This window comes from Allocoleopsis sp., from assembly GCF_036703385.1.
Classification (GTDB): Bacteria; Cyanobacteriota; Cyanobacteriia; order Cyanobacteriales; family Coleofasciculaceae; genus Allocoleopsis.
This window is the reverse complement of sequence record NZ_DATNPA010000289.1, coordinates 1-23,201: the sequence shown is the minus strand read 5'-3', so window position 1 is coordinate 23,201 and position 23,201 is coordinate 1. Positions and strand designations below refer to the sequence as shown.

Sequence of the window (23,201 nt, the reverse complement as noted above, 5' to 3'; positions counted from 1 at the left end):
AATACCTTCGGTCTTCTACCTGCTCTAATTTAAGACCATGTGACCAACTGTCAGAGCAACCACAAAGGATTGTTTGACAACTACTACAATTTAACCTCTTCCATTTTTTTATCCTGAGTTTTTCTGTGAAAACGAATCCCTAAAAAGATGTCGTATACAAAGTTCCAAAAACTTTTCTTGCCTTCTAATATTCCCAAAGATTGATAGCAACCTTTTTCATCTAAAAGAGGCTTGACCGCATAGTAAGCAGGCTGATATTTATACCAGGGAATAGAAGGCCACAGATGATGAATTAAGTGATAATTTTGCCCACCGATGAGTATATTCAAGATTGGGCTGGGGTAAACTCTGGCATTTTTCCAGCGATTGCGCTCTTGAAAGGGGCGATGGGGCAAATAATCAAAAAATAATCCCAAGGCCAGACCAACCACTAAAGCTGGAGAAAACCAAAAATTCAGAATGTAGCCTAAAAAACCATGCTGACAAGCTAAGTAGACAATTGTGGCGACAAACAAGCGGCTCAAGAACCATTCTAAAAGTTCGTATTTACGCCATAACCGCCGTTTAAAAAAATAGATTTCGTGATAGAAAAAACGAGCTGCAATTAACCAAAGGGGGCCTCCCGTTGAGACAAAATGATCGGGGTCATTTTCGGGGTCATTGACGTTAGCATGATGCTGCATGTGAACCCGCGTGAATACGGGAAAAGCGAAGCCTAACATCAAGGCACTGCCATGTCCCATAACAGCATTCATCACTCGGTTGCGATGAGCTGCATTATGAGAGGCATCATGAATGACTGTTCCTACCATGTGCAACGCGAGAACGTTGAGACCGAAGCAGCATGGGTCAGGCCAATTCCAGAGCCAGTAACCGCAGGTGGACAATGCAACCAACGCGATCGCGGCTAAGAACATGAATAACGTTGGATTAAAGCCACCGGGAGGACTCAGGAATTCTTTTGGAACTGTCAGCGGCTTCTGGGCCTCCGACATCGTTATTTTTTCTCCTTTCTACTGTCTTTTGGTAGTATAAAATACCAGCGCCCAATGGTAAAGATTTGTGAAATTAACTCATCTAATCAGAAATCTTTTGGCTGATAAGCTGACAAAGCCTGTTACTCAAAAGCTAGGGGCTCATCCAAGAGTCAGTTCTTGAGCCTTGGTCTTTGCCACTCCAGTAGGCTTTCGTAAGTTACACAGGCTATGATGCGGGTATTGATAGCGGAGCGCGTTTGCGCTCTTGGCTCTTGGATGTGACTTCGAGTTAGGGGAACTTCTAGAGATAATCGCACTTCACAAGAGTTTTGTTGAGGGAATCAGGGGCAGCCGTAACTTTGACAAAAATTTGGAGGCTGGAATCAATGACGTCACAAAAGTTTGCTCGAAATCCAAGTTGGATGTCTTTGGTATTTAAGAGTGTGGGGTTGTCTGCGGGTGTCGCTATTTTACTGGCGAGTGGTAGTGCATTGGCATTGGCTAAGAACCGAGCAGCCGCAACCTCTCAACCTCAGCTGTCCCAGCATACCATTTTGGCTCAGGATGTTGAGGAAGAAACACAACCCCAAGAGTCTCAACCTGATTCAGACATTAAATCATCTAAGGAACCCCGGTTTACCTGTGAGCGGGTGAATGGTCAGTACACCGTAATGTATCACCCAGAGAGTCAACAGGGTCAAGCTTATCCCTGGGCGACTCCCAGTGCTTTAGGGGGTGGATGGACGCCAGAGCTACGTTGTAACGAGATTAGTCGGCGCTTGGAACTTTACCGACCCGATGGCTTAGTGGAAATGCGCAACGCTGTAGAAAATAATTACAACACCGTGTGTGTGACCACCCAGAAGAACGCATCCTGTCGAATTGTCCTGACTGTACCTCCGGGACAAGACCCAGCAGGAACACGCGATCGCGTCTTCCAAAACTTAACCATTGCCGATACGGGTGAGCGAACTGACGCGGTTAACACGTTTGTGGAGGGAGACAGGGGTTCACAACTGCTCAATCAGGCGTTAAACCAGGGTCTGTCTGCTCTAGGCATTGGCAAAAATCCAAATAGACAGTCTCATAACATTAATCTGCGACCGTTTTTAGACCGGACTGATGGCGGTACTGGCTCTATGCTGAGAAGAAGCAACCCGTCGCGACCCAATCCTCGCTTAAATCCAGACCGATTTAGATAATAGTTTTTGAGTGCAAAACTCAAACAAAGTATGAAGGATCAGATTAACCCACCTCCTCACCTAATCAGCCACAGGAATTGGAATTAAAACGGATTGAGCATCTTGATTAGGAACAGAGTCTTCTAAGAAGTCTTGCTTTTTCATGATTTCAAACAGGCAAACGTCTGTCTCCAGCAGACAAGCGTGACCCGAATTGGGCAAGATGACCGTCTTAGCATCGGGCAGGCAGTTAACCAATCGTTCAGCTTCCTGTACGGAGGGTAACAGTTGGTCAGCGGCACCTGCAATCACCAGAATGGGTTGGGTTAGGCGTCTGAGTTGCGTCTCATCGACATCAAACTCGGTCACCAGCGAGATGCGCCAATTGGCGATCTTGGCAGGTACAGATTGCATGGCATCTAGAAGAGCGCGGCGATCCCGAGGGGTTGTTCTCGCCAAATTGGATAAGAAGGGAAAAAGTACTAATGCCGAGATTCCGTGTAAAAATTCTGGCACCAAGCGATTTAATTGCGCTCCCCAGGCTAGCCAAGGACGTTGATTGAAAGAGGTGGCTGGGTTGATTAAGATAATTCGCTTAAACAAATGGGGCGCTTTTAGGGCAACTTTGATGGCTAAGCAGCCTCCGAAGGACTCACCACATAGATAAATTGAGCGGAATGCTCCCCGTTTAAGTTCCTCTTCAATCAGGTTTACCACTAGAGCGGCAAGGTCATCCCAGTTGTTCAAGTCATCCGGAGGAATAGCCAGCGCTCTCACATCAAACGCGGTTTCTAACCCTTTAGTCTGCGATCGCAGCAGTTGACCTGTCCCATCCATACCCGGTAAAAACACAAACAGTGGGTAGTTGGGATTGATGCGTCCCGGCGTCAGAAAACAAGCACGGCTCTTCACTTGTGGCATTGCTAAATTCCTATTCACATCCCGACTATTGAACCAAAAAAAATTACGACTTAGCTTTTCTTAACTCAGAAAAGCATTTGCTCTCGTTGAAAAATTTGATAAAGTAATTTCGAGATTTCATCCTGACAGGTGGTAACAAGTTGGGAAACAGCCAGTTTGGCCTGCTTTCCCTGATATTGATCCCTCTGCTTGGGCGTAATCCAATAAGGATGCCCAACTAACACCGCAACCCGGCGATGAATGACCATCGGGTGCCAACCCGGCTGAGCAAATAGCGGTTCTGAGGGGTCAAACAGACGCAGCAAACTCAGGGGTACCGCAGAAGTTGTGGTTTCTTCAAGGGATGCGATCGCCACGGGTAAGACGGCCAAATCCCTAACCTCTGTACGCAAAGCCAAGTGGGCGAAGCCTCTGTGAAACTTGGCTAAGGCATCAGGCTTCGTATAACGCACCATAGGTTGAGCCCCCTCTGGAAAGACTCCTACCCACTGGTGTTCTTGGAGCAGCCTAGTTGCCTGTTCAAAAAAAGCCTGCTGTCTGGATTCTGGCTCTTGTAGAGGGAAGCAGCCCAGTTGCGTCACAATTTCTCGTAACATTGGCACATTTCCCATGTAATGATGGCAAGCAATCCGGATGGGATGCCCTAAAGCTGCCATCAACAACGGAGCATCCATGAAGCCGCGATGGTTGCTCACCACCACAACAGCAGAATGTTTAGGGATGCGATCCTCGTGGTAAACGAACATCCGAGTTCCCATTGCGGCTAGCAGCGATCGCGAAATTTGTAGAGGACTATCGGAAGACATGCGTTAAAATCATCACTCGTAACCATTCCTTAATATTTATTTACGGTACAAAGCAATGTAAAGTTTTGACCAATGTCTTAAGGTAGAACCTAGCCTATTTTTCGTCGTTCCTGGCAGTTACTCAGGGAAGAATGCAAGTGGCTAACGACATCTCGAAGACGAAAAAATGATACGAATAATTAATGATTTTTTTAGGTTTGACAGTTTTCTTAAAAAAACGTAAATGTTTGTATAAAGTTAGTGGATTATATGTATAAGCTAATACTTTTGTTCGATAAGTAGTACGTCAAGCTCACGATCTCGAATAGCAACTAGAATATAGATCCATCAGCAATACACTACAATCTAGCCGTTAATTTTAAGTGAGGGCGTTTATAACACTTCAGATGAGTCATATCGATACCAATAGAAACACATTTATCATTACAACGCCTCTCTACTACGTAAACGACTTACCCCATATCGGCAGCGCCTATACAACGATGGCGGCGGATGCGGTAGCTCGATTTGAAAGGCTGCGAGGCAAATCCGTGTTATTGATTACCGGCACGGATGAGCACGGACAAAAAATTCAGCGCACAGCGGAAAGTAATGGAGTCGAGCCTCAAGCCCACTGTGACAAAATAGCGGCAGGCTTCAACACGCTTTGGCAAAAACTGAATATCCATTATGATCGCTTTAGCCGGACAACATCCCCTCGCCATGCAGCAATAGTCAAAGAATTTTTTCTGCGCGTTTGGGACAAAGGTGACATTTACTTGGGTCAACAAAAAGGATGGTACTGCGTCTCCTGTGAAGAATTCAAAGAAGAACGCGACCTCCTTTCGGAACACCGATGCCCTCTCCACCCTAATAAAGAGGCGGAGTGGCGGGATGAGCAAAACTACTTTTTTGCCTTGTCGAAATATCAAAACCGACTAGAAGCCCTTTACCAAGAGCGACCCGGTTTTATTCAACCCGAAAGCCGCCGTAATGAAGTTTTAAGCTTTGTCAGTCAGGGACTTCAAGATTTCTCAATTTCGCGAGTCAACGTAGATTGGGGATTCCCGGTACCGGTTGACCCCAAGCACACCATTTATGTATGGTTTGACGCTCTACTCGGTTACGTCACGGCCTTGCTTGATCCGGATAGCGAGCCTACGCTGGAGAATGCTTTAAGAAAGTGGTGGCCAATCAATTTACATCTCATTGGTAAAGACATTCTGCGGTTTCACGCTGTTTACTGGCCAGCAATGTTAATGTCAGCAGATATACCTGTTACGGAGCATGTGTTTGGACATGGCTTCCTGACAAAGGATGGTCAAAAGATGGGGAAAAGCCTTGGCAATACCCTAGACCCGGTGGAGTTGGTCAATCGGTACGGCGCAGATGCGATTCGCTACTACTTTCTCAAAGAAATTGAATTTGGGAAGGATGGGGACTTTAATGAAAGCCGTTTTATCGATATCGTCAATGCTGACCTAGCGAATGATTTGGGTAACTTACTCAACCGAACGTTAAAAATGGTACAGAAGTATTGCCATGCTCGTGTACCAGAAGTTAAAGAAGAAGAAGAAACTCTAGTTGATAATCCCCTTAAGGCCATTGGTTTGAAATTGAGTGATCGCGTTGCTCGTTCTTATGAAGCCTTAGCCTTTGGGGAAGCCTGTCGGGAGATCTTTACTTTGATTCGAGCCGGTAACAAATTCATTGATGATCAAGCGCCTTGGAGCTTATATAAGCAGGGGAACTTGCCAGAGGTGGAGAAAGTGTTGTATACCGTGTTGGAATCAGTTAGACTGGCAGCTTACCTCTTATCACCGATTATTCCTAGCATAAGTACCGAAATTTATCGGCAGCTTGGCTTTTCAATCGACTTTAACGAAAAAACTGTCATTAAAGATTATGCAACCTATGCTACTCACGCCGCTTGGGGAATCTTACCAGCTCATCAGAGCTTAGGAAATCCGAGGCCAGTTTTTGCAAGACTGGAACCAGCGTGATTTTGTTCCGTCGTCCTGACCAGAAGGTCAATGGCGACTGAGCAACATTCTGATAGTGAGGAAAGGAGGCACCAATCTTTTTTTTACATAACAAATCGAGGTATAACAATTATGTTGAATAATTTTAGTAATGATCCAGTTTTTACGCCGGAACAAGTCTTAGAAAATCGTGGTCGTGTGGCGATTTTTATTGATGGATCAAATTTGTTTTATGCCGCTTTACAATTAGGGATTGAAATCGATTACACCAAGCTGCTCGTTCGGTTAACAGCAGGCTCCCGCTTGCTGCGATCGTTCTTTTATACCGGTGTTGATCGCACGAATGAGAAGCAGCAGGGCTTTTTGCTGTGGATGCGGCGTAACGGCTATCGGGTGATTGCCAAAGACCTAGTACAGCTGCCAGATGGCTCAAAAAAAGCCAATCTAGACGTGGAAATTGCCGTAGACATGATGGCGCTGGTAGGGTCTTACGATACAGCTGTTCTCGTCAGTGGTGATGGGGACTTAGCCTATGCAGTAGATGCTGTTAGCTATCGGGGAGTTCGTGTGGAGGTAGTCAGCCTACGCTCCATGACTAGTGATAGTCTGATTAACGTCGCCGATCGCTACATTGATCTAGACAATATCAAAGAAAGTATCCAAAAGACGCCTACGAGAAACTACGCTTACCGTCCGCTGACAGGTATCGGCACGATGGATGAGCAGGAACATGATTGATAAGTAGGAAGACTAATTATTTAGTCATTAGTTATTGGCTATTGGTTATTGCTCAGGGTTATTGATGATTACTCCTAGGTTAACTGACAACTAACCAGTAACACAAAACAAATAACTAATGACTAAATGCTGAGATTAAAAGCAACCAAACCCAATGTTTGTTAGCTTCAAACGTCCTATAGCTTTTGCCCTTTGCTTTTTTGCGATCGCTTTATTATCGGGCTGTAAGAGCCAAACCCGTACAGAGAAAAAAATCAAGCAAGATACCGCCGCAACGGATATTGAAGGGAGTCTGGTATTCAAAAATATCACTTTGGATCAGGCAGATGAACGCGGACGTCCCCTCTGGAAAGTAAAAGCGAAGCAAGCCACTTACAGTAAAGACAAAAAAATTGCTCGGATTGATCAGCCATCTGGCGACTTATACCAGGATGGCAAAGTTGTCTTGCAGGTGTCGGCGGCTAGTGGTGAAATCCGTCAAGATGGCAAAATTGTCTTGCTTAAAGGACAGATTACGGCGACCGACACCCGTAATGGTGCTCTGTTCAAAGGGGATGATTTGGAATGGTATCCGAAGGAAGACTTACTAATTGTTCGCAATAACTTGAAGGGCACCCACCCTCAACTCCAAGCAACGGGAAAAGAAGGGCGGTACTTTACTCGAAAGCAGCAGTTTGAACTGCTAGGTCAAGTTGCAGCAATCTCCAAAGATCCAGATTTGCAGATGAAAACAGAACATTTAATTTGGCAAATCAAAGAGCAGAGAGTGAATGCAGACAAACGCATCTGGATTGAACGGTATAAAAATAAGATCGTGACTGATCGCGTAGAGAGCGATAAATCTCAGCTGGAACTGAAAACCAAAATCGCAACACTACAGCAAAATATTCAGCTAACTTCACTTGATCCGCCCCTGTTGATGTCTAGTAATTCAGCAATCTGGAATATGAAGGCTGAAACAGTCGTTTCCGATCAGCCAGTCAGGATTGTTCAACAGAAAGAAAATATTGTTCTCACAGGTAACCAGGGTCAGATTGATCTAAAACAAAAAGTTGCGAATTTGACAGGTGGTGTTCAAGCCCTTGGCAGCAAAAATCAAGCTAAAGTTTACGCCAATCAGCTGAGGTGGGATATTCCGACTCAGAATGTTCAGGCGTCAGGCAATGTAATTTATCAACAAATTAACCCACCCTTTAATACCACAGGGCCGACGGCCGTGGGGAGGCTTCAAGACCAAAGCATTGTTGTTACTGGTGGCGCTGGTAATAGGGTGGTGACAGAAATTATTCCTTAGTGAGTAGAAAGTCTCATGAAACGATGGGTTGCGAGGTTATGCGCCACACTGATGGGTTTGATAATCACAGTGAGCGGTTCTACCTTGGCTCGCGAATCAAGTATCCATCTTAAACTAGAGACCTCGCTAGCAAGCGAATTCCCTGTAATTACAGCTCAACCAACCTCAAAACAAACAGCAGAGGTAGAGGCTGTGGTAAAGAGCAACAACGTTTTCGCTCTCGACCTCTATCGCCAGCTGCGTAACCAACCAGGAAACCTCTTCGTCTCCCCCTACAGCATCTCAACAGCACTAGCTATGACTTACGCCGGAGAACATCCAGAAGTGGCTATCATCTATCAACTACAGCCAGCTTTCTACGTCTATCGAGTTGCCTAAGTTCAAGGTGGATGCAAAATTTGAACTCAAGCCAGTACTCTCAAAGATGGGGATGGTGAGTGCATTTGATGATAATGGTGCTGCCGACTTCTCTGGCATGAACGGGAGGAAGGATTTGTTCCTCAAAGAAGCCATTCATCAGACATTTGTCAATGTGGATGAGTTGGGCACCGAGGCGGCTGGAGCTACAGCTGTTATTGGGGAACTGCGGGGCGGCTACGGAGAGTTTCGTGCCAATCGCCCGTTTATCTTCCTAATTCGGGATAAACAGTCTGGTAGCATTCTATTCCTAGGTCGCCTGGTGAATCCAGTGGCATCCACCAAACCATGAATATTCCTAAAATTGGGGACTTCAGACATTAGCTTTTTTTGGTGGGAACCTGAATACCTGCAAGCTTTTCATTGCGCCTAGACTCACCCAGAAGGGTTGGGATGGGAGGAGTACTAGCGTTGATGGGTGGAGTGCCCCAATGTTGTGACAGGCGTTGTATGAACTCGTCTTGCTGCTTACGAAAGCCATTCACATCACCACCCCGGTTAATGATGGTAAACCAAACCAGACCGCGATCGCGTGTTGGCATCACACCGGCTAAGGCACTCACGTTATTCAGCGTTCCTGTTTTAATCGCCGTCCCAATCGGGAGGTGCCGCCCATACATCGTTCCGTTCTTGTCGCGCCCAGAAACTGGAAATACATCTGTAACACTCAGTTTGTAGGGTTGCAAAACGCGATCAACGCCCATCATCATGGCACAGACAGCATGGGGCGAAATCATATTTTCCACACCCAATCCAGAACCATTAACCAGTTGCAGTTCGTCTGGAGAGAGATCAGCCGACTTTGCCGCCAGTTGGTTTCTTTCCATCGCACCCCCAAGGGCTTTTGTCAACATTTCTGCCATTTCGTTGTTGCTATGAATGTTCATCTCCCGCAGGATGTGAGACAGCGCCAATGAACGGTGACGAATTAATAAGATTTTTTTCACAGAGGGCATGGTCGCCACTTTCACACCACCAGCGATCGCAACTTGAGGTTTGGCTGTGCCTTTGGGCATGATGCTATATCGGTAGACAAACCCTCGCGGAGTCCAAAATTTTGAGTTTATTCCTTGCCGCAGTTCCTGACCCGCCAGTGCTGGGTTTTGTTGGTAGTTCATGTAGAAATCGCCCTCGATCACTAAGTTTCCCGCGACCTGACGAATTCCCATCTGATTGAGGCTATTGCCCAAGGCGATCGCTTCCTCCCAAACAAAAAAGGGGTCACCACCGCCTGTAATCACTAAATCCCCCTGTAATACTCCATTCTTGATGGGGCCTGTGGCGCTCACCAGCGTTTCAAACTGATGATTAGGCCCCCACTTATTTAACGCCGCTAGCGTCGTGGCAATTTTCGTCAACGAAGCCGCCGGAAGAGGCACTCTGTCTTTATGCTTAGCCAGTACGGTCATGCCTGTTTGAATCCATATCCCTTGATGACGTTCCACGGCTCCTTGAGCCTCCAAACCTTGTAAGTATTGGCGCATTATCGTCTCAACGACTGGATCAGGGAAAGACATCTGGCTAAATAAAGGCATATTCTGCCATTGCATCGCTTGGGCAATTGGCACTGTTGCAGGTTGCCAACCCACCATCTTCAAGATTAGAGCCGCTAGTCCAGAGGCTAATACGCCAGCACCCAATCGTTGTACCATTCCTATCCCTCTCACATGGTGCTTCATTGTAATGAGTCGATGACGCTCCTGAAAAGTCTTCTTCACTCTGTTTTATAGAGTGTCAGGCAGATTACATCAGGTTGAATGTTGGGTGGGGGGCTTCTGGTAAAATTTTTAAGGTTTCTATCAGTTTGAGTAATGGCATCGACTCGCGCACGGATCGCAATTGACGCTATGGGAGGGGATCATGCCCCTGACGAAATCGTTGCTGGCGCTATTAGGGCGCAAGCAGAGTTAGGCGTAGACGTTTTGCTAGTGGGTGACCCTCAAGCGATTGAATCCTCACTGAAAAAGCACACTAGTTCCTCTCAGATGGAAATTGTGGCGGCAGAGGATGTCGTTGCTATGCATGAGGAACCGTTGGTAAGCCTGAAGCGGAAGCCGAAGGCATCGATTAACGTGGCAATGGACTTGGTGAAGCAAAAGCGTGCCGATGCAGTTGTTTCCGCTGGTCACTCTGGTGCAGCGATGGCAGCAGGCTTGCTTCGCTTGGGGCGTCTGCGAGGCATTGACCGTCCTGCTATTGGCGCGGTATTTCCGACCCTGGTGGCGGGAAAGCCCGTAATTGTACTAGATGTAGGGGCGAATGTTGATAGCCGCCCCAAGTATCTAGAGCAGTTCGCCGTAATGGGCTCGGTATACAGCCAGTATGTACTGGGAATGGATGAACCCAAAGTCGGGCTGCTGAACATTGGGGAAGAATCGAGCAAGGGAAATGATTTAGCCATCCGCACCCATCAGTTGTTACAAGACAATCCTAGAATTTCCTTCATTGGTAATGCCGAAGGGAGAGATGTTCTTTCGGGTCGTTTTGATGTAATTGTCTGCGATGGCTTTGTAGGTAATGTGCTACTCAAATTTGCCGAAGCGGTAGGTGAGATCGTGCTGCAAATCCTCCGTGAGGAACTGCCTCAAGGATTACAGGGCCAACTGGGTACAGCACTCCTGAAACCCAACCTGAAGCGGATTAAGCAGCGCATCGACCACGCTGAACATGGTGGGGGGCTACTCTTGGGGGTCGCGGGCGTTTGTATTATTAGTCACGGTAGCTCTCAAGCTCCGTCCATTTTTAACGCGATTCGCTTGGCCAAAGAAGCGATCGATAATCAAGTACTTGACCGAATTCAGTCCAAGGATTTTAAAGGTGAGCAGCAATCAGCAGCGAGTACTCAGACGAGTGAGGAGTGAGGCGTGAGCAGTCAACGGTTGAAAGAGAGCATTCTAGCGCACGCTCCTGTTTCAGGATGGCTTGATGGGGGTGGGTTAATCCTGACCTCCGTCCGGCTCAGCCCTGATTTTCTAACTATCTCAGCTATTGAGGGAGAAGCGTGTTGAATCAAGTAGGGGCAGGCGTTGTCATTACCGGAACGGGTTCCGCAACGCCCGAAATGACTCTCAATAACCATCACCTCGAGCGAATGGTTGAAACATCGGATGAGTGGATTACAGCTCGGACGGGAATTCAGGAACGGCGTCTGGCGGATGCCCAAGGCAGTCTGAGTTCGATCGCAACTCTTGCAGCTCAAGGTGCGATCGCAATGGCAGGAATTGCCGCAACCGACCTGGATTTGATTATTCTGGCTACTTCGACGCCCGATGACCTATTTGGCACAGCCGGCCAAATTCAGCACCATCTGGGAGCCTCACAAGCCGTTGCTTTTGATATGACAGCCGCTTGCTCTGGATTCGTCTTTGGCATGGTGACGGCGGCTCAGTTTATCCGCACAGGCGCTTACAAGAATGTCTTGCTCATTGGTGCGGATATTCTCTCACGCTGGGTGGATTGGTCAGATCGAGGCACCTGTATTTTGTTTGGCGATGGGGCTGGGGCGGTTGTCATGCAGGCTGGGGAGAGCGATCGCTTTTTGGGGTTTGAACTCCGCAGTGATGGCACTCAAAATAGTGCCCTCCAACTCGCCTACAGGGCACAAGCGAAGGAAATTGTTAATGGGGTTAATGTCGCTCAAGGCAATTTTCAGCCCATTGCGATGAACGGCAAGGAAGTTTATCGATTTGCCGTGCAAAAGGTGCCGGAAGTTGTTGAAAAAGCCCTATTCCGAGCCAACTTGAGTGCTGAGCAAATAGACTGGCTGCTGTTGCACCAAGCCAATCAACGCATCCTCGACGCCGTTGCCCAACGCCTCAATATTCCGACCGAGAAAGTTTTGAGTAATCTTGCTCGCTATGGGAACACTTCGGCAGCTTCGATTCCCCTTGCCCTGGATGAAGCGGTTCGCCAGAAAAAAATTCATCCGGGTGATATTATTGCCGCTGCTGGCTTTGGTGCGGGTCTAACTTGGGGGGCTGCTATTTTTCGCTGGGGGAGGTAATATTCTCTCCCTTTCACGTTGGCTACAGATGGAGGGTAGAAAGAGCCATTGGATTTTAGATTTTAGATTTTGGATGCGAGGATTGATCCCCCTCGATCTCATTTGGGTGCATAAATCCGGGAGCTTGAAGCAAGGAAAATTTTTCTTTCTCTTTACGACTCAAGTCGGACGCTTATATCCATCGTTGGACTGGGTCATTTGTAGCAAGATTAAAGCAGAAACTTCTGGAACGAGTATGACTGCATAGAAGAGGGGCAGAGATTGAGTAGACAAGATCGAGTTGTAAGGTGGTTGATGCTGAAAAAAAATGTCTTTCAGTAGATATACTTATTTTTAAGTGAAGTGACCGCCCAGCATCCTCAGGTTTTAACTCTGTACAGTTACAAAACTGACAGAGATTTTTATTTCTTTCCTTCCCCTGGCATCTTGCAACACCCTCCCAGCGCCAAACAAACTCTCACAAGCATGAACTTTTAGTTCCTGGGAGATGACGACCTGGAGAAAGACAGCAGAAGATAGGGCTAAGAAGAGAAATTGATCAACTACTCATAGGACTAATCCTAAGAGAAGATCCTTCGGGAGGATGAGGCAGATTAAGTCACAACAAGGAAAAATCTTAAAAGATACCAAAGACAGAAAAACTAGTTTAGTTAAATTTTATTAATTACCCGCTAACTCATGAATCTTTCGGTTCTGACTCACTCCTCCAAACCTTCCCGCATCCTGGTGGTAGATGATTCTCCGGATAACTTATTCCTTGTTCAAACAATTTTAGAAGAAGAGGGGTATGTAATAACGCTGGCAGAAGATGGTCGCTCCGCTTTAGAGCAGATAGACTTATCCCCACCCGACTTGATACTACTAGATGTAATGATGCCGGAGATGGATGGCTTTGAGGTCACTAAGCGCATCCGTGAAAATCAAAAATTGCCGTTTATGCCGATTTTGCTGATTACGGCGTTCGATCAGCCAAGTGTGGTAAAGGGGCTAGACACGGGAGCGGATGATTTTATTCGCAAGCCGGTGGAAGTCGATGAATTGTTAGCGCGGGTGCGATCGCTGCTGCGATTGAAGCGTGCGATCGATGAACGCGAACAAATTGCCCGCCAACGGGAAGAATTTGTCTCCTGGATGGCTCATGACTTACGGACACCGATCGTCGCCGCAGAGCGAATGCTGATGCTATTTCAGCAGGGAGCACTGGGAGACCTGTCCCCAGGAATGGAGGAAGCGATCATCACAATGGCTCGCAGTAACCGTAACTTGTTGGCAATGGTTAATACGTTGCTAGAAGTCTATCGTTATGAAGCGGGTCGCAAGAATTTGATCTTCTCACCAATTGATATGCAAAGGGTGGTTGAGGAAGTCATCCAAGAACTGTCTCCTCTAGCTGATGAGAAAAAGCTCTCTCTCAAGCCTAATTTTGCGGAAAAAATCGATAGTAAAGTAGTCGGCGATCGCCTAGAACTCCATCGAGTGTTAACTAACCTGATCGGAAATGCTATCAAGTTCACAGATAGTGGCTCCATCGAGGTGCGGCTGAGTAATATCTGTAACGCGAAGGACGCTCAGATGTCTTGGCTGCTCATAGAAGTGGAAGACACAGGCTCTGGGATATCCCCAGAAGACCAAAAGATGATTTTCGAGCGGTTTCGCCAGGGAGGCCACAGGCGATCAGGCAGTGGTTTAGGATTGCATCTATCTAAAAGAATTGTAGAAACTCACCAAGGGACGCTGGATGTCAAGTCTGAGTTGGGTAAAGGCAGCTTGTTCAGGGTTTGCCTACCTATACAGAAGCCTTGAACCCAAGAAAGTCATCAGAGACTTCTTTTGTCAAAAGTAGGACTAGCGAGGTGCTGTTAAGGTTAAGAAAAGCAGCTGTTTGTGAGGTAAGACCTGATGCCGGACTCCAGGCCATTGCGCGATCGCTACATCGATTTAATCGACGAAATTGTGCAAGCGACTCTCAAAGGGAACATCCGCTCTAAAGAGCAGGTTTATCAAATGTTGTTGCAAGGAGTCAGCACTGGCACAGGGGAAATCTTCGATCGCTGTCTAGAAGAGCAGATCAATACAACCCAGCATCAGGTAGACAACCCCGTCAGCGAAATCAAGCAAGCCAAAGCCATCCGCAGCCTCAGGGCGCTGAAAACCCTGAGTGGAGAATGGGAACGGGTACAGGAGCAAAAGCACACTTCACAAGCCATTTCAGGCGCTGTTCAATCGATTATTACAGCTCAACCGACCGAACGCCTCACCGCCTTATTGCGGGTGACTGACCCCAATCGACAGCAGGTACTAAACTTACAGCAGCTTGCTCAGCTCGGCAAAGACCTACAGCAGCAAGCCCAACAAAGCTCTGACCCTGACAGTGCTCAAGAAATTCAACAACTCTCCCAAGGTATTAGCGCCGGTTTGACATCTTGGCAGCGATTGGAAGACTATGTCGTGAGTTGGATTTACGACCAAAACCGAGGTTCTTTGGGATTTGAAGGACTGCCCGAACAGCGCGGCCCCTGGGCGGTATGGGCCAAACAGGTGAATAGCCCTCTACCCAAGTCACTCTTTGGGGCGATCGCCCAAAATCAACCCCTCTTTGAATGGGCAAACAAACAGCCGAGTTTAGAACTGGCTGCCTGGGTAGAGTTGGCAGTGATTCTCCAGTGCTTGCAGCGAGGACTGGTAGCTTGGTTCGACAAAATGGTCTATGACGCTAGGGTGGGAGCAAAGCTGTCGATTTCTACCTTTATTGTATTTGCTGTCATTTGGTCACAAATCGCTAATGCCTTGAACCAGCTCATGACTACTGACCAGGGGAGTATGCTGGTCAATAGCTGTTTTCAGGTTTGCCTACAAATCCTCCGCGCCTTTGCCCAACGAGACTACTTTCCCCTTTACGGCGGCGTTTTTGCCTCTTTGAATGGGAACTCTCTGCGGGATGCACTGAATTATCTGGATGAACCCTTGCGGCGAGTTGAAGGAACTCAGGAGAAAGCACGAATTCTAACCTTGTTGGGTTATTCGCTGAGGGCACAAGGTCAATATGACCGGGCAATTTCTTTCCATCAGCAAGCGCTAGAGATTGCCCGTGCAGCAAGCGATCGCATTTGTGAGATTGCCAATTTCAATCACTTGAGCCGAATTTGTGTAGCCCAAAATAATTATTCAGAAGCCATTAACTATAGCCAACGAGCATTGATTCTCTCTCGTCAAACAGGCGATCGGTTAGGAGAAGCCAACGCCCTGACCAATTTAGGCTATAGTGAGGTGTTTCAAGCTAAAGAGCAAGCACAGCTAGAACCGGAAGTGTATGAGAGGGCGATTCACTATCTAGAACAGGGTTTGCAGTTGTTAGAACGATTGGGTGATTCTGTAGGCGGCGGCTATGCTTCCCATCAAAGCAAGGCGCTAGGTTTCAGCAGTCTGGGAATTGCCTACGTTGTGATTGAACAGCCTCAAAAGGCGATTACCTACCTAGAACAAGGTTGGCAAGCGGCCCAATTTTCTGGAGATTTGTACCTGCAAGGGGTCAACCTAGCCTATCTAGCCCAAGCTTGCTACAGTCTACAAAACCGCGAGCAAGCGCTCTACACCGGCAGTTTAGGTGCATATCTCTTGGAACAAATTGGTTCTAATGATTGGCGTCAACCGACAGGCTTACTAACTATTTTGCAGGGTCAAATTGGGGCGGAAGCGTTCCAAGCCTTATTGGAGCAACAGCGCTCAAAAATTATCGCCTTCATTGGTGTTGATGGCTATGACTATATCCCACAACTGCTACAAAAATATCGGGATTCAATGTAGCTAGTGCAAGAAGGCAGACGGCAGGAGGCAGAGGGTATTCTTCTACACCGCTGGCCTTAACACAAATCCCCATCTGTAAGTAGAGAGGAATGAACTGGTGCTAATGCTAATTTCAGAATACTGCTTAGTAAGCGAAACAAAGAGACTCCTGCGTGCCCCAGCTCAATTAAAACTGGGGCTTTATACTGTCTGCCTGAGGGCTCAAACACTTTGACGTGCCGATCTGTTAAGAAGGTAGTTAATTCCTAATGATGACATAGAACTCTAGGGCTTTTATCAGACAAATTTTTCTGTCAACAAAGTTTAGTTAAAAAGGGTTGATGCTACTGTTTGAGACTGAACTGGAAATTCTACATACAGTGGATTACTAGAGCCATTCACACATTGATTTAAATCTGGAATTACTAGCTGTAACGGTGTATACAAAAACAATTCACAAATTCTTCACCTAGTCAAATTAGATTGGTAAAGCATGAGTGTGGTTAAGGGTTACATCAAGTTCAACCACCACTCTCAGTAGAGAAAAACGTCCAGCTTTTAGAAATGGACAAAGTTAGAGAGGGGTGCAGCAATGTAAAAGTTCCTCCCAACCATTTTTGACTTAAAGGTTGTCAGATGTCATTACAAAAGCTAGCACTTCCTTTAACCGTATCTGTCCTCTGCATTGGCTATTATTTTCGTTGTTCAGGAGCGCGATTGTATTACGGCACCGCCTCCTTGGCACAATCGAAAGAACTGGCAGTTCCCGTTTCCCAGCCAATCTTAACTGCTCCTCTAAAAGCGGCAATTGAGGAGGTGAGAGTGATGAAAATTAAGATTGAGAGGGATAATGGCATCAATCTCAAAGAATATGGGGAAGACCTAAGCGATTTAGAGAATATCATTGATAAAGTGTATGGTGACCCGAAAACCGTAACGGCGGTAAAATCCGTGGTTGAAGGGCATAAATTAGCTCTAAAGTTCTTGAAGTGCGATCGCGTTGAAGGTTACGACGAAATGCACCAATGCCGAGATCAGGTGCTGAAAAAGCTCTTCGTTAAATACCCCGATCTCGCCGCCGCTGTGCAAGAAGCGGTTGAAGGTGAAAAGCTGCCTTACCTCAGTGCTGGGCTGGATAAAGATGCCGTGTTGCAAGCCATTTGGCAAGAAATCGCCAAAGACACGGATACACTCCTTCAAAGACTCAACCTAGAGCCAACTCTAGAAGCTAGCAAGCCTCAAAACTGACGGTAATTGAGGGGGAATGCCGCGATTTTGTTGAAGTTTTGCCCAAGACTTATGCTTACAATTGACGTGCAATACCAGCTCCAGCTAAATTCTGCGGAAGGGTGTTTTAGGGGTTTCATCTTAAAGAATTTCCATGCAAAATCCTCGCCAATTGGCATTTCTAGCACTCCGGGACGTTTACAGACGAGGTGCTTTTGCTGATATTGCCCTTGACCGGGTGCTACGAAATACTCAATTAACTAGTGCTGACCGGGGTTTAGTGACAGAGTTAGTTTATGGGACTGTAAGACGGCAGCGCACACTCGATGCCTTAATCGATCAACTAGGTAAGAAAAAAGCCCACCAGCAGCCTCCAGAACTCCGCACAATCCTCCATATCGGCTTATACCAGCTACGCTATCAAGAACGTATCCCCGCAAGCGCAGCGGTCAATACAACCGTTGAGCTAGCTAAAGAAAATGGATTTAAAGGACTTGCTGGCGTCGTCAATGGTTTGCTGCGGCAGTATGAGCGCTTAGCCACAGCTTCCACTCTCTCAAAACATGCGATCGCTCCAGAGCAACAAAATCCCAAATCCCATGACCCCTTACAGTTGCCGACAGAACCAGTAGAACGATTGGGTGTCTGGCACAGCTTTCCTGACTGGATGATCCAGATGTGGTTGGAACAGTTGGGTTTAGACGAAACCGAACAACTGTGTGAATGGTTGAACCAAACTCCAACGATTGACCTTCGGGTGAATCCCCTGCGGGTAGCGATTGACGAGGTTGAGGCAGCGATGCAAGCTGCTGGTGTTGATGTCCGGCGGGTTCCCCAACTTCCCCAAGCGTTACGAGTGATTGGGGGTGCCGGTAACATTCAACAGTTACCCGGATTTAGTGAGGGATGGTGGACTGTTCAAGATAGTAGCGCTCAGTTAGTGAGTCATCTGCTTAACCCCCAAGCGGGCGAGGTTGTAATTGATGCCTGTGCCGCACCAGGGGGAAAGACAACCCATATTGCCGAACTGATGGGCGATATGGGTACGATTTGGGCGTGCGACGTGAGAGCCTCTCGCCTCAGAAGACTGGAAGAAAACGCTGAGCGCCTGCAATTACAATCGATTCAAATCCGTACTGGCGACAGCCGCCATTTCTCCCAATTTATCAATTCAGCAGATAGCCAAGAACGGCTGCCAGTAGCAGATCGGGTCTTACTCGATGCCCCCTGTTCGGGTTTAGGCACCCTGCATCGACGCCCTGACATCCGTTGGCGCATTACACCTACGACAGTACAAGAGCTTTCGGTTCTACAAGGAGAACTCTTAGAACAGGCTGCTAGTTGGGTGAAGCCTGAAGGCGTTTTGGTTTATGCCACCTGTACATTGCATCCCCAGGAAAACGAAGGTGTCATTCAACCCTTTCTTGAGCGCCATTGCCAATGGCAAATTGAGCCACCCTCGTCCGACTCACCGTTCAGTGCCTTCTCTACCCCTCAAGGCTGGATTAAAGTTTGGCCTCACCGATATCAGATGGATGGTTTCTTTATGGTGCGTCTTGTGCATCGTCCGTGAGCAAGATAACAAAAATGTATAGGGTAGGGACTATTGCTCCTCCAAACCCCTACCTAAGATAGAGGGGCATATAGTCAGAGGAAAATGTCATGGTTGCCAACTCGACGGTTAAACAACTGGTCAAAATTCTGATCGGTACAGCTTGGATAGACGGCAAAATTCAGCAGGAGGAGCGGGAGTATCTTCAGCGAGTCGCCAAGGAAGCCGGGATTGCTGATGACCCAGAGATTCAGCCACTATTGTATGAACTCAGAGCTGTTTTACCGGATGAGTGTTATACCTGGGTGAAAGAATATTTAGGCGATCAACCCAGCTCAGAAGATTATCAGCGTCTGATGGAAGCCCTCAGCGCTTTGATTTATAGCGATGGCGAGGTTGCTACAGAGGAAGCGAAACTTTTGACTCGCTTACAGCTTCTCGATCCAGACAGTGGAACAACACCGAAGTCAAGACAAAACAATGTCCTCAAAGCCATTCAAAAACTTTACCGTCGGTGGATTGACCAACAAACCTAGAGTTTGAGACCAGCTGTACACTAACCTCAGTATGTTCTCCTAGCTAAGCAAGGAGAAAGCTGGAGATTTCGGGATTGGATTAGGGTAACCATTCGCGGGCCCTAATCTCAACTTGTGATGCTCTAATTGGATGCCTTGACCCAGGAATCTATTTTCCTTAGAAGGCAACTAATTGACTGCTCTGGCGTCTTTGATCATTAAGCTCTTCATCAACTACCAAGCTAAAAAACAGCATAATTGAGGATTTTGCTGTATGATTCATCAAAACTTTACACTTGGGAAGTTCTAGGAACATTTCATGACCTCTCAGGTCTATTTTCTCAACAGGACAGACGAATTTGGAGAACGCCTTACATGTCTAACTTACCTCGCTGGCAATCAGGAACAGCCGCCTTTTTAGCTCTGGGAATAGCTGCTGGAGCTATAGCACCGATCTTTTCAGCGGCTCCTTCTTTTGCCCAAAGCACCACTTTTTCAGATGTTTCATCCAACTATTGGGCACGGAATTTTATTTCTGAACTAGCTAGTCGGGATATCATTGCTGGATTTCCCGATGGCACGTTCCGACCGGATACCCCAGTCACTAGAGCGCAATTCGCTGCAATGATGCGCAAAGCGAATAAGGAGTTTAATAAGGGTACAGTTCGCGATGCCATTCAGTTCTCTGACGTTCCCTCTACCTACTGGGCATACACCGCCATTCAGGACGCGTACACCACCGGATTTTTAGCCGGTTATCCGGGTAACGTCTTTAGACCTGAACAGAATATTCCTCGCGAACAAGTCTTAACGTCGCTGGCAAATGGATTGAATTACAGTCCAACTCAATCAGTATCCACGGATCTGAGTTACTACAACGACGCCTCAAGCATTTCTAACTTCGCTCGATCGCCGATCGCCGCAGCAACGGAAAAGGGGATCGTGGTGAACTATGCTAACCTCAAGACCCTGAATCCTTTACGAAATGCAACGCGAGCCGAGGTCGCTGCTTTCATCTACCAAGCACTCGTCAGCTCAGGAAACGCGCAAGCTATCAATTCCCCCTACATCGTTAATGCACCGCAAGTCGCGACCGATGTCACGATTCCTGCGGGAACCTCTATCCCTGTAACATACGACAAAGACAAAATTCTGGTCACCAAAGACGAAACCGTGCCCTTGACTGTGAAAGTAGCTGCCAACATCACCACCTCTGACGGTAGAGTACTTATTCCTGCTGGCAGTACGGTTACTGGTGAGTTGCGTCCTGTCAAAGACCAAGGTGGTAGCCAGTTTGTGGCTCAGAAGATCGTAATCGATGGTCAAGAGAAAACCATTAACGCCTCTTCTGACGTAATTACCACTACCGAAACCGTGCGTAAGGGTATTAATGTGGGCAATCTTGTGAAAAATGCTGTCTTGGGTACGGCAGCTGCCGCTGCGGTTGCAGCAGTCACGGGCGATCGCGCGATCGCAACGGAAGAACTCTTGATCGGCGGTGGCGCTGGTGTCGTCTTAAACCTGATCCAAACCTTCTTGGGTCGTAATAGCATCGATTTGATTGCAATTCAACCCAATACTGACTTGAATCTGAAATTACTCTCTCCCTTGACGGTCACCGCTAAATAAGGGATTGGTGATTGAAAGGGAAGATCGCAGCACTTCGGCTGAACAATCTTCCCAATTCTTAATCCCCAACCCCTAAGTAAAGCTTGTTCTATTTATGCGATAGACAACCAGACAACAAAGGTTGTTCCCTGCGCTGAATTGTTTTGAGCCTGACCCATCTGAGATTCCGAGCTTTGTTTAGCCCAGACTGGTTGCGCTGGGCTAAATACTTCTATTTCACCCTGCATTTGCTCGATGAGTTCTTTAGCGATCGCTAAGCCTAAACCACTGCCAGGAATGGCTGTTAATGCCTGAACGCCCCGATAATGTCGCTCAAATAAATGTTTTAAGTCTTGAGGCGGAATTCCAGGGCCGGTATCACTAATGAGAATTGCCAAGCGCTGTTGTTGTTGCGCTGTGTCTGTTTCTGTCGGCTGGGTAACGTTCTCCACCTGAAGGGGCAAATTTTGGGTTCCACCCACCGCTAAACAGTTGCCTTTAGCTGTTTGTGAAAAAATACCGACTCGGATCTGAATTTCTCCCCCTGATGGCGTGTATTTCAATGCATTGTCGATGAGATTGCTCAACACCTCACGTAAACCCTTAGGATTACCTCGTACCAGCGGTAAGTTGTGTGGAATTTGGGCAAAAAATTCCAGATTGCGGTCTTGAGCGATCGCTTTGGCGGTATCAATTAGGGGTTCTAACACCGCTGCTATTGAAATGGGGCCTAAAGATTGGTTAAGTTGGGGTTTTCCCGGACTAAATCTCGCTAGCTTCTGCGCAGCTGCTTGAGCGCTATCATCCTCCGCTGCATTCAGGTTATCGCTCAAATTCCAATCAGGATTAGGGGCAATGGGAATTAGGGATTGGGAAGAGTCTTGTCCAGTTGTCAGCTGCCAGTTGCCAGTTCTTAATCGTGCAGAAGCCTCAGGCGAAGTTGCGGCTGGAAGCAAGAGGGGCGCTGGCTCGGTTTCACGAGTCTCCAGATAGGTATCAAACTCTTTAAGTAAGTCTTGTAAGCGATCGCTCTCGCGCAAAATACTGGATGCCAAATCCCGATTTTTATCCCCAGGAAGCAGTCGCTTAAATAGCAGCTTGCCAAACGTCCGTAAAGCTGTTAAAGGATTGCGCAGTTGATGCAGTAGGTCATCAAGGCGATCGCGTTGTTGAGCTTGTAAACGACTCGATTGAGCCATTTGCTGCTCGAACCAAGCTCGACGCTGATCCATGATGTATGCGATCGCCAAAGTTCGAGCAATTCGTTCAATCGTTGCCAATTCTTTCTCATTCCACGGTCGGTCTTCACGGCTTGTCACCAACAACCCCATCATTACCCCTTCATGCCTCAGGGGCAAAACAACCTGACGATGCCGCTGCAAGGAATTGTCTGTCCAGTCTGGTGAGGTTGAATCTACCGTCTGGTCATTGTTGGAGACATGGGGGAGCAGGCGTGGTACCGCTCTCGATAATTGGGGAATCGCTTTAATCTTACCCCGAAGCTCAGGCAGAACTAGATCTGGATCATCCTCTTCCCAAACCCCAGTTGCCTCAGGATAAATCACTACAGGAATGAGCTTGGCTTGGCTTCCCTCAATTAGTTCTTCTGTTAAATACACGGCACTCAAAGCGGCACCCAGCCCTTGAGTTAACACTGCCACTTGTGATTTACATAACGCGACAAATTCTGAACTGGCAGGAATGAACATGAGGTGTAGGATGACTAAATCTGTGACAGCGAGCTTCCCTGGAAACCGCGACTGAATCTTTCTCTATAATGTCGAACCTGCCATAAAACTGACTATGATCTCTGCGTTCGACTAACCAAGGATGAAGAAAGTTCGGCTAGACACCATTATTAATATGTGTTAATAATTGTATGGTTTTTTCTAATAAATTTCCCGTTTTTCTTCATTTTGAGCATTCCCATCGAAGCAATTTGCACATTCTGTATCAATCTGTAAATAAAACTTGATATTTGGAACTCAAGCCGATATACTTTCGACGGCTTTTGTAACTATCATTACAACTGTCAGCATAAAGAGGAGGTAAAGAGGTTGGCAAGAAGACGCAAGCGCAAAAGTCGCCGTCGCCAGGAAGGGCGTAAGATTCTGGAGCATGTGCCTCAGTATAATCTCGAAAGCGGCGAAGATAAACCGGTCACAGCAGCACGAAAGTTTATTCAAGTTAAAGGGATAGTTCCACCCGCTTTGCTACT

20 protein-coding genes are annotated in these 23,201 nt (G+C 47.2%); 15 read left to right on the top strand and 5 right to left on the bottom strand.

The features are described 5' to 3' along the window. Positions 1-83 precede the first annotated feature (83 nt). On the bottom strand, positions 84-995 hold the full coding sequence (gene crtR, locus V6C93_RS13880; RefSeq protein ID WP_333477248.1) for a beta-carotene hydroxylase: 912 nt from the start codon (positions 993-995) through the stop codon (positions 84-86). Positions 996-1,363: 368 nt separating this feature from the next. Here crtR and V6C93_RS13875 point away from each other — a divergent pair, with 368 nt between their 5' ends. Then, complete coding sequence (locus V6C93_RS13875; RefSeq protein ID WP_333477247.1) at positions 1,364-2,179, top strand: COP23 domain-containing protein; 816 nt, start codon at positions 1,364-1,366, stop codon at positions 2,177-2,179. Between the two features lie 60 nt (positions 2,180-2,239). Here V6C93_RS13875 and V6C93_RS13870 read toward each other — a convergent pair whose 3' ends face one another. After that, positions 2,240-3,079 (bottom strand): alpha/beta fold hydrolase, encoded by an 840-nt coding sequence (locus V6C93_RS13870; protein ID WP_333477246.1) that lies wholly within the window; start codon positions 3,077-3,079, stop codon positions 2,240-2,242. Positions 3,080-3,144: 65 nt separating this feature from the next. Next, positions 3,145-3,885 (bottom strand): lysophospholipid acyltransferase family protein, encoded by a 741-nt coding sequence (locus V6C93_RS13865; RefSeq protein ID WP_333477245.1) that lies wholly within the window; start codon positions 3,883-3,885, stop codon positions 3,145-3,147. 386 nt (positions 3,886-4,271) lie between these two features. Between V6C93_RS13865 and metG the strand changes: the two genes are divergently transcribed. The 5 genes from metG to V6C93_RS13840 all read left to right on the top strand — a co-directional run bounded on the left by metG (position 4,272) and on the right by V6C93_RS13840 (position 8,587). Beyond that, a complete protein-coding gene (gene metG / locus V6C93_RS13860) occupies positions 4,272-5,867 on the top strand; it encodes a methionine--tRNA ligase (protein WP_333477244.1) in 1,596 nt (531 codons plus the stop codon). Between the two features lie 111 nt (positions 5,868-5,978). Then, positions 5,979-6,584: an NYN domain-containing protein gene (locus V6C93_RS13855; protein WP_333477243.1), complete on the top strand. Its 606-nt coding sequence runs from the start codon at positions 5,979-5,981 to the stop codon at positions 6,582-6,584. Between the two features lie 154 nt (positions 6,585-6,738). Then, on the top strand, positions 6,739-7,878 hold the full coding sequence (lptC, locus tag V6C93_RS13850; RefSeq protein ID WP_333477242.1) for an LPS export ABC transporter periplasmic protein LptC: 1,140 nt from the start codon (positions 6,739-6,741) through the stop codon (positions 7,876-7,878). Between the two features lie 15 nt (positions 7,879-7,893). Then, positions 7,894-8,256, top strand: a complete 363-nt coding sequence (locus V6C93_RS13845) for a serpin family protein (protein WP_333477241.1) — start codon at positions 7,894-7,896, stop codon at positions 8,254-8,256. Continuing rightward, entirely contained in the window at positions 8,249-8,587 is a 339-nt protein-coding gene (locus V6C93_RS13840) for a serpin family protein (protein WP_333477240.1), read from the top strand. The genes V6C93_RS13845 and V6C93_RS13840 overlap by 8 nt, the downstream gene beginning before the upstream one ends. 28 nt (positions 8,588-8,615) lie before the next feature. On the opposite strand, the gene V6C93_RS13835 is transcribed toward V6C93_RS13840, so the two are convergent. Continuing rightward, entirely contained in the window at positions 8,616-9,974 is a 1,359-nt protein-coding gene (locus V6C93_RS13835; RefSeq protein ID WP_333477239.1) for a D-alanyl-D-alanine carboxypeptidase, read from the bottom strand. A 132-nt stretch (positions 9,975-10,106) separates the two neighbouring features. On the opposite strand from V6C93_RS13835, the gene plsX reads away from it, so the two are divergent. The 8 genes from plsX to V6C93_RS13795 all read left to right on the top strand — a co-directional run bounded on the left by plsX (position 10,107) and on the right by V6C93_RS13795 (position 21,004). Further along, on the top strand, positions 10,107-11,156 hold the full coding sequence (gene plsX, locus V6C93_RS13830) for a phosphate acyltransferase PlsX (protein WP_333477238.1): 1,050 nt from the start codon (positions 10,107-10,109) through the stop codon (positions 11,154-11,156). A 140-nt stretch (positions 11,157-11,296) separates the two neighbouring features. Beyond that, positions 11,297-12,298, top strand: a complete 1,002-nt coding sequence (locus tag V6C93_RS13825) for a beta-ketoacyl-ACP synthase III (RefSeq protein WP_333477237.1) — start codon at positions 11,297-11,299, stop codon at positions 12,296-12,298. Positions 12,299-12,976: 678 nt separating this feature from the next. Beyond that, the gene (locus V6C93_RS13820; protein WP_333477236.1) at positions 12,977-14,101 is read left to right on the top strand and encodes a hybrid sensor histidine kinase/response regulator; all 1,125 of its coding nucleotides are present in this window, start codon (positions 12,977-12,979) and stop codon (positions 14,099-14,101) included. A gap of 96 nt (positions 14,102-14,197) precedes the next feature. Next, entirely contained in the window at positions 14,198-16,102 is a 1,905-nt protein-coding gene (locus tag V6C93_RS13815) for a tetratricopeptide repeat protein (RefSeq protein WP_333477235.1), read from the top strand. Between the two features lie 615 nt (positions 16,103-16,717). Further along, positions 16,718-17,329, top strand: a complete 612-nt coding sequence (locus tag V6C93_RS13810; RefSeq protein WP_333477234.1) for a hypothetical protein — start codon at positions 16,718-16,720, stop codon at positions 17,327-17,329. Between the two features lie 133 nt (positions 17,330-17,462). Then, positions 17,463-18,881: a 16S rRNA (cytosine(967)-C(5))-methyltransferase gene (locus tag V6C93_RS13805; RefSeq protein WP_333477233.1), complete on the top strand. Its 1,419-nt coding sequence runs from the start codon at positions 17,463-17,465 to the stop codon at positions 18,879-18,881. Between the two features lie 89 nt (positions 18,882-18,970). After that, positions 18,971-19,396, top strand: coding sequence for a TerB family tellurite resistance protein (locus V6C93_RS13800; protein WP_333477232.1), 426 nt, complete (start codon positions 18,971-18,973; stop codon positions 19,394-19,396). A 354-nt stretch (positions 19,397-19,750) separates the two neighbouring features. Continuing rightward, the gene (locus tag V6C93_RS13795; RefSeq protein ID WP_333477231.1) at positions 19,751-21,004 is read left to right on the top strand and encodes an S-layer homology domain-containing protein; all 1,254 of its coding nucleotides are present in this window, start codon (positions 19,751-19,753) and stop codon (positions 21,002-21,004) included. Between the two features lie 92 nt (positions 21,005-21,096). Here V6C93_RS13795 and V6C93_RS13790 read toward each other — a convergent pair whose 3' ends face one another. Beyond that, the gene (locus V6C93_RS13790) at positions 21,097-22,692 is read right to left on the bottom strand and encodes an ATP-binding protein (RefSeq protein ID WP_333477230.1); all 1,596 of its coding nucleotides are present in this window, start codon (positions 22,690-22,692) and stop codon (positions 21,097-21,099) included. Between the two features lie 255 nt (positions 22,693-22,947). Between V6C93_RS13790 and V6C93_RS38240 the strand changes: the two genes are divergently transcribed. Then, positions 22,948-23,201 (top strand): DUF3155 domain-containing protein (locus V6C93_RS38240; protein WP_349262712.1); only part of this gene is annotated, 254 nt, incomplete at its 3' end.

Bases quoted from the DNA above. Each gene is read 5' to 3' on its own strand.
- V6C93_RS13810 (WP_333477234.1), top strand. From the start codon at position 16,718: ATGTCATTACAAAAGCTAGCACTTCCTTTAACCGTATCTGTCCTCTGC.
- V6C93_RS13855 (WP_333477243.1), top strand. From the start codon at position 5,979: ATGTTGAATAATTTTAGTAATGATCCAGTTTTTACGCCGGAACAAGTC.
- crtR (WP_333477248.1), bottom strand. From the start codon at position 995: ATGTCGGAGGCCCAGAAGCCGCTGACAGTTCCAAAAGAATTCCTGAGT.
- V6C93_RS13815 (WP_333477235.1), top strand. From the start codon at position 14,198: ATGCCGGACTCCAGGCCATTGCGCGATCGCTACATCGATTTAATCGAC.
- V6C93_RS13865 (WP_333477245.1), bottom strand. From the start codon at position 3,885: ATGTCTTCCGATAGTCCTCTACAAATTTCGCGATCGCTGCTAGCCGCA.
- V6C93_RS13795 (WP_333477231.1), top strand. From the start codon at position 19,751: ATGTCTAACTTACCTCGCTGGCAATCAGGAACAGCCGCCTTTTTAGCT.
- V6C93_RS13790 (WP_333477230.1), bottom strand. From the start codon at position 22,692: ATGTTCATTCCTGCCAGTTCAGAATTTGTCGCGTTATGTAAATCACAA.
- metG (WP_333477244.1), top strand. From the start codon at position 4,272: ATGAGTCATATCGATACCAATAGAAACACATTTATCATTACAACGCCT.
- V6C93_RS13835 (WP_333477239.1), bottom strand. From the start codon at position 9,974: ATGAAGCACCATGTGAGAGGGATAGGAATGGTACAACGATTGGGTGCT.
- V6C93_RS13820 (WP_333477236.1), top strand. From the start codon at position 12,977: ATGAATCTTTCGGTTCTGACTCACTCCTCCAAACCTTCCCGCATCCTG.
- V6C93_RS13805 (WP_333477233.1), top strand. From the start codon at position 17,463: ATGCAAAATCCTCGCCAATTGGCATTTCTAGCACTCCGGGACGTTTAC.
- V6C93_RS13870 (WP_333477246.1), bottom strand. From the start codon at position 3,079: ATGCCACAAGTGAAGAGCCGTGCTTGTTTTCTGACGCCGGGACGCATC.
- V6C93_RS13800 (WP_333477232.1), top strand. From the start codon at position 18,971: ATGGTTGCCAACTCGACGGTTAAACAACTGGTCAAAATTCTGATCGGT.
- lptC (WP_333477242.1), top strand. From the start codon at position 6,739: ATGTTTGTTAGCTTCAAACGTCCTATAGCTTTTGCCCTTTGCTTTTTT.
- V6C93_RS13875 (WP_333477247.1), top strand. From the start codon at position 1,364: ATGACGTCACAAAAGTTTGCTCGAAATCCAAGTTGGATGTCTTTGGTA.
- plsX (WP_333477238.1), top strand. From the start codon at position 10,107: ATGGCATCGACTCGCGCACGGATCGCAATTGACGCTATGGGAGGGGAT.
- V6C93_RS13845 (WP_333477241.1), top strand. From the start codon at position 7,894: ATGAAACGATGGGTTGCGAGGTTATGCGCCACACTGATGGGTTTGATA.